General features: G+C 68.3%; 9 protein-coding genes. 5 read left to right on the forward strand and 4 right to left on the reverse strand.

Annotated features, from left to right (window positions below; genetic code table 11):
- Window positions 1-21 precede the first annotated feature (21 nt).
- Both ACQP0C_RS38415 and ACQP0C_RS38420 read right to left on the reverse strand, forming a co-directional pair.
- Window positions 22-3,567, reverse strand: a complete 3,546-nt coding sequence (locus ACQP0C_RS38415) for a sacsin N-terminal ATP-binding-like domain-containing protein (protein WP_433728244.1) — start codon at window positions 3,565-3,567, stop codon at window positions 22-24.
- The gene (locus tag ACQP0C_RS38420) at window positions 3,534-7,067 is read right to left on the reverse strand and encodes a DUF3027 domain-containing protein (RefSeq protein ID WP_433728246.1); all 3,534 of its coding nucleotides are present in this window, start codon (window positions 7,065-7,067) and stop codon (window positions 3,534-3,536) included. Before ACQP0C_RS38420 ends, ACQP0C_RS38415 begins: the two co-directional genes overlap by 34 nt.
- A 17-nt stretch (window positions 7,068-7,084) precedes the next feature.
- Here ACQP0C_RS38420 and ACQP0C_RS38425 point away from each other — a divergent pair, with 17 nt between their 5' ends.
- From ACQP0C_RS38425 to ACQP0C_RS38435, 3 genes are all read left to right on the forward strand, one after another.
- On the forward strand, window positions 7,085-7,858 hold the full coding sequence (locus ACQP0C_RS38425) for a glutaminyl-peptide cyclotransferase (RefSeq protein ID WP_433728248.1): 774 nt from the start codon (window positions 7,085-7,087) through the stop codon (window positions 7,856-7,858).
- A 77-nt stretch (window positions 7,859-7,935) separates the two neighbouring features.
- On the forward strand, window positions 7,936-9,678 hold the full coding sequence (locus tag ACQP0C_RS38430; protein ID WP_433728250.1) for an MFS transporter: 1,743 nt from the start codon (window positions 7,936-7,938) through the stop codon (window positions 9,676-9,678).
- On the forward strand, window positions 9,675-10,184 hold the full coding sequence (locus tag ACQP0C_RS38435) for a DUF2771 domain-containing protein (RefSeq protein ID WP_433728252.1): 510 nt from the start codon (window positions 9,675-9,677) through the stop codon (window positions 10,182-10,184). Before ACQP0C_RS38430 ends, ACQP0C_RS38435 begins: the two co-directional genes overlap by 4 nt.
- 93 nt (window positions 10,185-10,277) lie before the next feature.
- On the opposite strand, the gene ACQP0C_RS38440 is transcribed toward ACQP0C_RS38435, so the two are convergent.
- Window positions 10,278-10,703: a cold-shock protein gene (locus ACQP0C_RS38440; RefSeq protein WP_433685912.1), complete on the reverse strand. Its 426-nt coding sequence runs from the start codon at window positions 10,701-10,703 to the stop codon at window positions 10,278-10,280.
- 197 nt (window positions 10,704-10,900) lie between these two features.
- Between ACQP0C_RS38440 and ACQP0C_RS38445 the strand changes: the two genes are divergently transcribed.
- Both ACQP0C_RS38445 and ACQP0C_RS38450 read left to right on the forward strand, forming a co-directional pair.
- Window positions 10,901-11,143: a hypothetical protein gene (locus ACQP0C_RS38445; protein WP_433728254.1), complete on the forward strand. Its 243-nt coding sequence runs from the start codon at window positions 10,901-10,903 to the stop codon at window positions 11,141-11,143.
- 366 nt (window positions 11,144-11,509) lie between these two features.
- Window positions 11,510-12,130: a transglycosylase family protein gene (locus ACQP0C_RS38450; protein WP_433728256.1), complete on the forward strand. Its 621-nt coding sequence runs from the start codon at window positions 11,510-11,512 to the stop codon at window positions 12,128-12,130.
- A 91-nt stretch (window positions 12,131-12,221) separates the two neighbouring features.
- Here ACQP0C_RS38450 and ACQP0C_RS38455 read toward each other — a convergent pair whose 3' ends face one another.
- Window positions 12,222-12,410 carry a hypothetical protein gene (locus ACQP0C_RS38455; RefSeq protein ID WP_433728258.1) on the reverse strand — a complete coding sequence of 63 codons (189 nt, stop codon included), beginning with the start codon at window positions 12,408-12,410 and terminating at the stop codon, window positions 12,222-12,224.
- Between the last annotated feature and the right edge of the window lie 27 nt (window positions 12,411-12,437).

The following is a 12,437-nucleotide window of genomic DNA, read 5'->3' on the forward strand; positions in this document are numbered from 1 at the left end:
TCGGGATGGGGGTAGTCAGCGTCAGGCCGAGGGGTACGAGGTTTGGATGTGAGTGGTGGCGCCGTCGCGCCACCAGGGGACGGCGACCGTGGCGTCCAATGCGCCGTGCAGGCGGATCCGGAGGGCGTCGTGCAGCACCAGATCGCCTTCCTCGGGCAGCGTGAACAGTTGGCGCAGCACGATTCCCAGTGGTTCGGCGGACCATGTGGTGCGGCGGCCCGCGCTGATCACCTCGGCGGTGATCGACTCGGAGACCAGGGGCAGATCGAGCAGGGTCGCGAGCGCGGGTGCGGTGGCGATATCGCCCGCTACCAGGCGGTCCGGGGGTAGAGCGAGGCCGAACCAGGGTTGGTCGAGCACCCAGACGTCGTCGGGGTCGACGACCACCGCGGACAGGGCGCGTACCCGGTCGGGCAGCTCGAGGTCGGTCAGGTCCAGCTGGTCCGCGGCCACGGCGGCGGCCAAGCGGGCGTGGGTTCGGGAAACCACCTCGGGCGTTGGGGTTTTCGCCGGATCGGCGAGGGCGTCGAGTAGGGCGGCGGCCAGTTCATGGGTGATGGCATTCGGATTCGCCAGGACCGCGCGCATGGCAGCGGAATCCAGACCGGAGAGTTCGAATGCGGGGAGCAGGTCGGCGAATTCGGTATCCGCGGGATGGCGGAGCAGCCCGAGCGGCGTGCCGTCTATGCGCGCATGGCTGCGCAGCCACCAAGCCGTATACCCCTCGGGGTCGGTCAGTAGCCGGTGGGTGCGCGGGGCGGATGCCAACTGCCGCAACGCGGCTGGCCAGCACGACTCGGCCACCAGGTCCAGGTCGCGGACGGCGGCCAGCTCCGGCGGGTCCTCGGACAGGCCCGTCCACCAGCGCTCCTCGTCGTCCAGGTGATGGTCCGGGCCGGTGGGATCGGACTCGACGACAATGCTGAAATCCCATCCGACGCCAACCGCTCGCAGCGCATCCGCGCCATAGCGGTCCACCAGGTCCGCTGCGACGGTGCCGAACGGCGAATCGGCCACCAACAATGCGCGCAATGGGGCATCGGGGAGCAGCAATTCGTCGGCGGGCAGCAGGTCCCCGGCGCTGTCCGGCAATTCGAGCAGGCCGAGCCAGGACGGGAGCGCCGAAGGATCGGCGTGCGCGGCCAATCGCAATACGGCATCGACGGTATCCGGATCATCCGGCTGATCGTCCAACTCGGCGCGCAAACCGGGATCGGTCAGCAGATCCTCGGCGGTGGCCGAACGTGCGCCGAGGCGCGCGAGCAGCGGATGGACCGCCTCGGGATGCACCAGCCGGGCCCAGTGCACGGGTATCGCGACCTCGAGCTGGTCATCCAAAACGACTGTGCGCGGGCCGGTTACCAGCCGACCGTCGGCCAGCGGCACGGCGAGCGCACCCAACTCCTCGGCCGCCAATGGATCGACAACATACGGCTCCAATGCCGCATACAACGACTGCCACCACTTGGGCGACCGCTCCAGGCCACCCGAAAGCTCCGCCAGCCGCGCCAATCCGATCCGGTGCACATCCAGCACACCCAGTGCCTCGGTATGCGCCCGCCCCGACAGTTCGGGAATCACCAACGGCCCGACCACATCGTCGAGCAATTCGGCCAATTCCCGACTCAGACCGGTGAATACGCTCGCGCGCGTCGGGACCGCCATCGTTGCTGGGGGCGCGATAACGGGCGGGCCCGCAGCCGAGACCCCGGACTCGGCATCGAGCGGAGCGGCGATCTTGCCGATCCCGGCGACCGCAATGGGCTCACCAGACTCCGTGACGCTCGCACGCGTCGGGACCGCCGTCACTCCCCGCCCATCAGGCGATTCCGCGACGATGGGAGAGGCCACAGCCAAGTCCTCGGGCTCGGCATCGAGCGGACCGGTGTCGTTTGCGATGCCGATCCCATCGATCGCAATGGGCGCACCAGACTCCGTGACGCTCGCACGCGTCGGGACCGCAGTCATTCCCGGGCCATCAGGCGATTCCGCAACGATGGGAGAGGCCGCAGCCAAGTCCTCGGGCTCGGCATCGAGCGGACCGGTGTCGTTTGCAATGCCGATCCCATCGATCGCAATGGGCGCACCAGACTCCGTGACGCTCGCACGCGTCGGCACCGCCGTCACTCCCAGGCCATCAGGCGATTCCGCGATGACCGGAGCGCTCGTGGCCAGGGCCTCCGGCTCGGCATCGAGCGGGCCGGTGTCCTTACCGATGCTGACCGCAGTGCGCTCGTGAGGCGCCGTAATGCTCTGTGCCGCTGCGATATCCGTTGGCGATGAGGTGAGCGGACTGCCGACGGTGGCAGTGGGTGCGTCATCCGGAAATGCCCAGCCTTCCGACTCCGCCGCATCGGAGCCCGTGCGGGGTCCGTCGACGGGGTTCGGGCGCGCGGTTACGACCGGGAGCCAGGAGTGGATCTGGAGTTCGCGGACCAGGGCCTCGCGCAGCAGGCCATCGACCTCGCTGCGGGCGAACCCCGGGACGGGGACCAGGACGAGGCGATCGCGGGGCGGGAGTGCGCGGGCGAAATCGGCATAGCCCCCGGCCAATTCGGCGAGGCGCGCACCGGGCAGCACCCGTCGGCGGTCCGGCTGCATGGGGATATCGGCGATCAGGAGGGCCGGTAGCGACAGCTCCTCATCGGATCGGGTGGGTGCGCGCAGCACATCGTGCGCGGCGGGCACCGGCCTGCCATCGCGCACCGGCAGCAGCCAGCGCGCCCTGGCCGTGCGGAACTCCCACCAAGTCCGCCGTTCCGCTCCGGGCCCGTCGATGCGCACTGCCCGGATCCCGGCTGCCCGATGGCTGCCGGGGCCGCCGTGCTCGGGCTGGTACGGATTGTGCAGATCGGTGACGGTGCTGGTCAGTTCGTCGTCGCCGATTCGGATGTACTGCAGGGCTGGGAGTTCCAGGAGAAGGTCGGCGGCTTCGGCGCGCATGGCGGCAAGGAGGCCTTGCGGATCGACGTCGGGACGCAGGGTCAGCACGATCTCGGTATCCGCGCCCGGTGCTGGGGCGGCTTCGATCGGCCAGGCCAGGCGCAGCACCGGTGGGGTGAAGGTGTCATCCGGGACGGTGATCGCGTTGTCGCGCAGGGCCTTCCAGGTGAGGTCTCGGGAGAAGCGGAGAGAGCCGGTGGTCGATCGCACCTCGATCTCATCGCTTACCGTGCGCACCGCCGTGAAGCCGACACCGAATCGGCCCACGCTCGTCGCCGGATCGGCTTTCCCGGAGGCGCGCAACGCCGTGAGCGCATGCACACCGGAAATATCGAGCGGCGCACCGGTATTCGAGATGTGCACGACGTCATCGACGAGCCGCACCACCAGCCGCCCCGGCACCCCGGCCTTGGCCGCCGCATCCGCGGCATTCTGTGCCAGCTCGGTCAGCAGCCGATCCCGATAGCCCGCCCGCACCAGATCCGCCTCGGTCGCCGCATCCTCCCGCAACCGAGTAGGCGAATCCCGCCACGCCGCGAGCACCCCGGCCCGCAGCCCCGCCGTACCGAACGGATCGAACGCCCCGCCGCTCACCCCCGCAGCGCTGACCCGAACCCCGGCCATCCCGCATCCCCCGAACCCCCACCCGCGTCACCGACGCCCTCGTCCGCACCCGACTCCGACACAACGCCCTCAGCATCGCCGACAGCGCCGAGGTCCGACTGCGATACCCCAGCATCAGTCCCCGAATCGGCAGCACCAGTCCCCGAATCGGCACCACCAGTCCCCGAATCGGCACCACCAGTCCCCGAATCGACCACATCCTGATCAGCCGACACCGCGCCAGCACCCGGCTCCGATACAACAGCTTCGCCACCGCGCTCAACAGCGGCGACATCCACAGCCTCGGGGGCCGCCTCGCCCGCAGCATCAGGAACGACATCCACACCGCTCACTGTCGCCACAGCCTCGGAGGCCGCCTCGCCCGCAGCATCACTGATGACAGCCGCACCGTCCGAGTCGATCCCGTCATCCGCAGCACCGCGGGCCTCCTGGGCACCCGAATCCGGCTGCGACACCGCAGCACCAGTGCCCGACTCGACCACATCCTGATCAGCCGACACCGCACCAGCACCCGGCTCCGATACAACAGCTTCGGCACTGCGCTCAACAGCAACGACATCCACACCGCTCACCGTCGCCACAGCCTCGGGGGCCGCCTCGCCTCCAGCATCAGCAACGACATCCACACCACTCACCATCGCCACAGCCTCGGGGGCCGCCTCGCCCGCAGCATCAGCAACGACATCCACACCACTCACCGTCGTAGCAGCCTCGCCCGCAGTGTCAGCGACGACAGCCGCACCGTCCGAGTCGATCCCGTCATCCGCAGCACCGCGGGCCTGCTGGGCAACCGAATCCGGCTGCGACACAACGCTCTCAGCATCGGCGACGGCGCCGAGATCCGATCCCGGCTGCGACACCGCAGCATCGGCGGCCGACTCGACCGCATCGCGGTCGCTCGACGTCGCGCCGGCATCTGAACCAGGCTCCGACACGAACTCGGCACTGCGCTCGATCGGAGCGGCATCACCTGCCGTGCCGATCGTCGCTGCGGCATCGCCAGCGGCGGCATTCAGGGCCGTCGCATCGTTCGACTCGGCCTCGGCACCTGCGGGAGAACTCTCTTCGACAGCGGCGGCTGTCGAAGAATCGTCGACCGCAGACGGACCGGATGCCGCCTCCGCGATCGGCTCATTGCCTGCGTCGGATACGACGGGCTCAACCGCCGCAATCGGCTCGGCGACGACATCGCTGGGCGAGGCAGTCGGGGCGAGCGCAGTGTTCGACTCCGGGGTCACCTGAGATGTGGGTGCAACATCGGAGACGGTGTCCGACTCTGGCGCAACGACATTCGGCTCAACCGAGGTGCTCGGCCCAGCATCACCCGACAGAGCGTCGCCGGACTCGACCGGAGTGCGTGACTCGGCCACGTCACCGGATGCGGCCACTGTGCTCGGTGCGACCGAGGTCACCTCGGCCACAACAGGACTCGACGCCCGATCATCCGGCTCGACGGCTATCGGCTCAGCCGCAGGTGTCGGACCACCCGCGACGACCTCGGCGCTGGTCGTGGCCGACGCGGAAGGACTCTGCTCGACTGCCGTAGTCGACTGGGCCGCGACCTCGCCCGATGCGGAGTCGGCACCGGCCTCGACCGGCGTACCCGACTCGGTCACATCACCGGCCACCGTTGCGCTCGGTTCGACCGAGGTCACCTCGGTCGCCGCAGGACCCGCCGCGTGGTCATCCGGCTCAATCGAAGTCGCTATTGCGACAACATCACCCGACGCCGACCGGTCATCCGGCGCGATGGTGGTCGGCTCGGCCGTGGGGGCCGGGGTCGGATCCACGACAGCCTCGGCGCTGGTTGTGGTCGGCGCGGAAAGATTCTGCTCGACTGCCGTATTCGACTCGGTCGTAACTGCGCTCGATGCGATATCGGTGTTGGGCTCGGCCCCAATGCTCGGTTCGGCAACAACATCGGCCGAGGCGGAGGCTTCGTCGGGCTCGATCGTGGTGGACACGGTCTGATCCGAGGCAGACTCGCCGGCCTCGACCACCTGCTGGTCGTCCGGCTGCGTGAAGCTCTGCTCAACTGCGGTATTCGACTCCACCCCTGCATCACCTGGCGCGCTGTCGACACCGGATGCGAGCGCATCGCGCGACTCAGCCGCTACCTCGCCAGGTACGGCTTCGACGTCGCGCTCGAGCACGTTGGGTGCCTGAGCCGCAGCATCATCTCGCACGACGCCGACACCGGACTCCACAACAAACGACTCCGCAGCATCACCCGACGCACCCGCGACACCAGACTCGCCCACAACAAACGACTCCGCAGCATCACCCGACGCACCCGCAACACCAGACTCGCCCACAACAAACGACTCCGCAGCATCACCCGACGCACCCGCAACACCAGACTCGCCCACAACAAACGACTCCGCAGCATCACCCGACGCACCCGCAACACCAGACTCGCCCACAACGAACGACTCCGCAGCATGACCCGGCGCGATCTGGACACCGGACTCGCCCCCAGCACTCGACTCGGCGACAACATCACTCGAACCAGGGCCGGGCGCAGCCAAGGCCGACTCGGTCAGGTCCGTGGCAGCCTCGGCAACGGACTCACTCGGCGCAACGGCACTTTCTCCATTCGGCGCCTCGACGCCCTGCTCAGCAGTCGCATCCGAATCGGCCACAGCATGGCTGGCTGCCGTCTGCGCACCTTCGGTTTCAACGGCAGGGCCAGTGGCGAGCCCGGCTTCCGCCGACGCGTCGGCGCTTTCCGCACCACTGTCCGGCTCGCGCACCGCCTCCGCCGGGATCACGTCGAAGGCGGCGTCGTCGTATGCCTCGTACAGCGGTGAACCGCCGCCGGTGGGTACTTCCACGTCGGAGTGGGCCCCGCAGCCGTATTCGGCGTGGACCACTCGGCCGTCGGCGCCCATGGCATTGCCGCAGACGCCGAAGGCGGCGCGCAACGAACCCGCCAGCGGGAGGTAGAAGCCGCAGCGGCCGCAGGTGGATGGGGCGGCCTTGGCCATATCGGTTTCGGGGCCGAATTCGGCGTACCAGCGTTCGGCGGCTTCTTCGCGGCCCTCGCGGCTGAGCACCTTGGTGCGACCGAGGCCGATCTCCGTGGCGACCTCGTCGACGGCCGGATCGCCGCTGGCGACATAGCCGGGCACCAGGCGCGGATCGTCGACGGGCGGGGCGAGCAGATCGCCGGGCGCCAGATCGCCGGGGCGGATCCGCTGCTCCCACGGGATGAAATCGGGTGCGACCAGCGCGTCCGGGCCGGGCAGTAGCGCCGACTCGCTCACCGTCGCGTAGGTCGCGCCGGGCGGGGCCGCCACCACGACGGCCCACTGCCAGCCGCGATAGCCGGACAGGGTGGCCTCGAATCGATGGGTCGCGGCGGTCTCGTCCTCCGCGGTCACGCCGAGATGCGCGCCGACGCCGGTGGGTTCCAGCTCCAGGAGCGCACGGCGGGCCACGTCGACGGCATCGGCAAGGATCGGCCGCACGCCGGACTGCGAAACAGATACTGCGCTCACGGCCTACATTTTGCCGTATGGAGCGCAATCGGCGTTCGTTGGCCGTCGTTGTCCTGGTCAGCCTGCTCGGAATAACCGGGTGCGGCGACTCGGGCGGCGATCCGCCACGGCTACGCATCGAGGTGATCGGCACCCGCCCGCACGATCCAGGGGCCTTTACCGAGGGTCTGGAGGTCGACGGCACCGTGCTGTACGAGAGCACCGGCATGCCGGGCGCGTCGCGCGTGCGCGCCACCGATCTGACCACCGGCGACGAACTGGCCAGCGCCGAACTGCCCGCACCCTACTTCGGCGAAGGGGTCACCAAGTCGGGCGACACCCTATGGCAGCTCACCTGGCTGGATCGGGTGGCGATCGCCCGCGATCCGGCGACGCTGGCCGAACGTTCCCGAGTGTCCTACGACGGCGAGGGCTGGGGTCTGTGCACCCGTGCGGGCAGGCTGGTGATGAGCAACGGCTCGGACACCCTCACCTTCCGCGATCCCCTCACCTTCGCCCCCACCGGCACGGTCACACTCACGAACCACAACAACGTAAAACTGAACGAACTCGATTGCGCCGCAGACGGTTCGGTCTACGCCAATTCCTACCCCACCGACGAGATCCTGCGCATCGATCCGGAAACCGGGGACGTCCTCGCGGTCATCGACGCCAGCGGCCTGCTCCCTGCCACCGTCCGAGCGGGGACCGACGTGCTCAACGGCATCGCGCAACTCCCCGGCACCGACCACTTCCTGATCACCGGCAAATACTGGCCGACGGTATTCGAGGTCAGATTCGTACCGGACTGAGCGAGCCGAGTCACCTTTCCGGACGGCTTGGAGCGGCAAGTGAACCCAAGTCGCCGATGTACGACAGAATTGAGGACGTGACTACTCCCCGCGATCCCTCCGGTTCCGACCGTGGTCCGTGGGATGGCGAGGAGTCCCCACCGATCCAGCGTCACCCCGGCTACGACCACTACCCGCCACCCCATACGCCGCCCCGCCGGTCACCACTACCGCCGCTGCCACCCGAGCCGCAACGCCGCGAACCACCCGCCACCAAGCCACTACCCGACGCATCCGCGAAACCCTCGGCCCCGCAGCCGGAACCCGAAACCGCATCCGGCGATGCCGAGCCCCAGCGCACTCCACGCAAGCTGACCGTCACCCGCGTCGCCGCGATGCGCGGCCGTGAACTCACCTCCCGCGGGGTCGCCTCCTTCCAGCGGGCCGCCAAGGCCGACGGTGCCGACAAATCCGGCCTCACCGCACTCACCTACGCCACCATGGCGAATTTCGCGCTCGACGCCGCGATCGCGGTGGCCCTGGCCAATACGCTGTTCTTCGCCAGCGCCACCGCGGAGAGCAAGACGAAGGTCGCGCTGTACCTGTTGATCACCATCGCCCCGTTCGCGGTGATCGCCCCGCTCATCGGCCCGATGCTCGACCGTCTGCAGCGCGGCCGCCGACTCGCGCTGGCCACCTCCTTCGCCCTGCGCGCGGTGGTCGCGGTGGTGCTGATCATGGCCTTCGACAGCTGGGCGCTCTACCCGCTCGCGCTGTGCATGATGATCGGCAGTAAATCGTTCTCGGTGCTCAAGAGCGCGGTGACGCCCCGCGTGCTGCCACCCGAAATCGACTTGGTGCGCACCAACTCTCGCCTCACCGTCTTCGGTCTGGTCGGCGGCACCATCGGCGCGGGCGCGGTCGCCGCACTGGCCGCCGCCATCGCGGGTTCCAATGGCGCACTGGTCTTCGCCACCGCGATCGCGATCGCGGGCACCTGGCTGAGCCTGCGCATCCCGCGCTGGGTCGAGGTCACCGAGGGCGAGGTCCCGGCGACCCTGAGCTATCACGCCAATACCGAGGTGCTCGATCCGACGACCGAAGCCACGGTTCCGGCGCGCAAGCGCAGGCAGCCACTGGGCCGCGCGGTCGTCACCGGGCTGTGGGGCAATAGCGCCATCCGCGTACTGACCGGCTTCCTGACCTTCTATGTGGCCTTCGTCGCCAAGTCCACCGAGCACGGCGGCTGGCAGCAGGCGGCCATGCTCGGCGTGGTCGGCGTCGCCGCGGCCGTCGGCAATTTCGTCGGCAACGCGACCGGCGCCCGGATCAGACTGGGCAAACCGTCGCTGATCGTGCTCGGCTGCACCGCGGCCTGCTGCGCGGTGGCCCTGCTCGCGGTCTTCCTGAACAACCTGCTCGGCGCCGCCTTGGCGACCCTGGTCGCGGCGGCGGCGAGCGCGCTGGCGAAGGTATCGCTGGATGCCTCCATCCAGGACGATCTGCCGCCCGAATCGATCGCCTCGGGCTTCGGCCGGTCCGAAACCGTACTGCAGCTCAGCTGGGTCATCGGCGGTGCGGCGGGCGTGCTGCTGCCGACCACCTATTGGCAGGGTTTCGCGTTCATCTCCGCGATCCTGCTGTTCGGCCTGCTCCAGACCTTCATAAGCGACCGCGGCCACTCCTTGCTGCCCGGCCTCGGCGGCCACCGCCCCGAGCACGCGGAGCAGGAAGTCGCGACAACCCGACACGCCGACGCCGACCGAGCCGCGCAACGCGGCCGGGAGCGCGGTGGCGACACTAAGCACATGCAACGAGGCACAGGAGACCCGATCTGGTGAACAAGCCAAGTACCCGCACCGTCGTCGCGCTAGCCGTGGCGGCTCTATTGGTGTTCACTGTCGCCTTCGTCGGCGTGCTGACGGTGCTCGTCCGCAGGGCCGCACACCCCGATCCGACCGTTACCGCATATGCCCACGGCAAGACCGTCACCGTCGAGCCGTTCCTGTACTGCACGGTGAAGCTGGAGCAGTGCAAGTACGGCGAGACCGTCGTCCTCGATGTCCCCGCCGGGTATCCGCTACAGCTGTCGCTGCCGAAGAAGATCGCCGATGCGCCCTGGCTGGCCCAACTGGTCTACACCCTGCCCTCCGGTGAAAAGGTGGATCGGGTGGTGAGCCGCAACGACTTTCCCGAGGGCGCGCTCGCGGTCACCATCGACTCGAAGCCGGAGCCCGAACTTCGGCTCGTCGGTGTCGAATTGCAGCTGCCGATCCTTGCGCGCGACGAGACCGGCCGGGAGTTCTACGTCCCGCACGCGGCCTGGTCGATCAGCACCGCGCCCTAGCGACTGCTTGCCGGTCGCTCGAAAAGTCCGCTGAAACGCTTCGCGCGCTGCCCGGAGGTCCGGGCAGCGCGCGAAATTCGTTATCCGCGAACGTCAGTGATCGAGTTCGCGCGCGACCGCCCGCACCACTTCCGAAATGCGCTGTGCGGTCTTGCGATCCGGATACTTGCCCTTGCGCAGATCCGGCTGCACCTTGGCCTCCAGCAGGGTGATCATGTCCTCGACCATCCCGTGCAGTTCGTCCGGCGTGTGCTTGCGCGCTGCCGGTTCCTTGTGCGCCCCGCGATCGCGGTCCTGGCCCTGCCGGACCGAGGGCGGCGATTCGAGCACCTTGAGGCTCAGCGCCTGCGGCCCACGGCGTCCCGCGGCCATCCCGAATTCGACGCGCTGACCGGGCTTGAGGCCCTCCACGCCATCCGGCAGCGCGGACGAACGGACGTAGACGTCCTCACCCTCGTCCTGGGAAAGGAAGCCGAAGCCCTTTTCGACGTCGTACCACTTCACCCTGCCGGTCGGCACTGCGCTCACCCGTTCATCATCGAAACTCGGGCCCCATCGGCCCGAGCACATCCGTCTGCCCGGGATCCGTCCGATGAAACGCGAACGGATCCTGTCAGTTTGCGAAAAGAACGCGCCCCACAGCTATGCAGGACGCGATAGACACCGAGTCTACCCCGGTGCGAATAACGCAAGCACATCAGTTTTACGGTCGAGCAGTGACGAACCCTTCCGTGCCACCGCCCCCGAGCCGCTCACCACGCCGTGCAAGCGATTGGTTGCTGTATGTGGCACTCGGCCTGTTCGCGATCGGATTGCTCGCGATCGTTGCCATATTCCTGACGCCGATTTTCAGCGATTCGGACCCGGCTCTGTGGCTGTATCTGACCGCGATGTTGGCGCCGCTCGGTTTTCTGTGCGCGGTCGGCTTCGCACTGTGGTCGGGCCGACGGTCGCGGTGAACCGGTTACCCCTGCTAATCGTTACCGAATCATCGATGTGATCCTCGTCACATAACGGAGCGGTCACGGAGCCGTGGCCGCCGGTCACCGGCCCGGCCGCACCATGCCTCAGCTGCACGGAAGCGGCACCGCCGCAACCGATACCGGTCCGAGACCCGCGCGGACCCGCCGGTTACCAAATAGTGATTTTTCGCGCGGATCGTCGTACGGTCTTACCCAGCCGGGACAACCGGCAACCACCGGCCCGCCGCATCGAACCTCGCCCCGCGGGTACCGGACCCCAACGGAAGCAGGGGTGAGGGCGGGACGGACGACCTCTCAGTCCGGACCACTTGCAGATGCGTACGAGAGGCAGACGAACCCGCAATGAGTGGACGCCATCGCAAGCCAACCTCCACCGGGCGCACCGTAGCCAAGGTCGCCGTCACCGGCGCGATCATCGGCACCGCAGGTGTTGCATTCGCTGGAAATGCCAGCGCGGCACCCGATCAGGACTGGGATCGACTCGCGCAGTGCGAGGCCGGCGGCAACTGGGGCATCAACACCGGCAACGGTTTCCAAGGTGGACTGCAGTTCTCCCCGAGCACCTGGAACGCACACGGCGGCGGCGAATACGCCGCGACCGCCAACCAGGCCAGCCGCGAGCAGCAGATCGCGGTCGCCGAGAAGGTCCTCGCCAGCCAGGGCTGGGGCGCTTGGCCAGGTTGCTCGGCCTCGCTCGGCCTGAGCAGCGGATCCACCCCGCGCACCGCCCCTGCCTCCGACACCCCGCGCTGGAACCCGGCACCGGCCGCCCCGCAGCAGGCCGCCGCCGACCCGAGCCAGCAGATCTTCGACGCGATCGACCGCGCCGTCGCCGTCGTACAGGGCCAGGGAGTACAGATCCCGCAGGAAGCCCTCGATTTCTTCAACGCCACCAAGGGCACTCAGCTCGACCCGGCGGTTGTGAACTTCTACGAGGCGAACAAGGGCCTGCTGCCCTCCTGAGTCGCCACAAAGCAGACCTTACGACGAAGGTCCCCGCATCAATGGTGATGCGGGGACCTTCGTCGTATCCGCGGGTTTTCCGTTTGGGTTCTCAGCGGTTGATCACCGTGTTCGGGTGCATGTACGGCAGCTGGTCGGCCGGGACCGGAAACTCGGTGTCCTCGCCGAACGGCGAAAGCCCACCGGAACGAGTCGACGACAGTTCGGTGACCGCGTGGCCACCTTCCTCCAGCGAGGGCCAGCCATTGTCGACATAGGGTTTCTTCGATTTGTTCACCACGACCACATTGTGGCATGCGAGCGACCC

The sequence above is a fragment of the Nocardia sp. CA-129566 genome (assembly GCF_050956075.1).
GTDB lineage: Bacteria > Actinomycetota > Actinomycetes > Mycobacteriales > Mycobacteriaceae > Nocardia.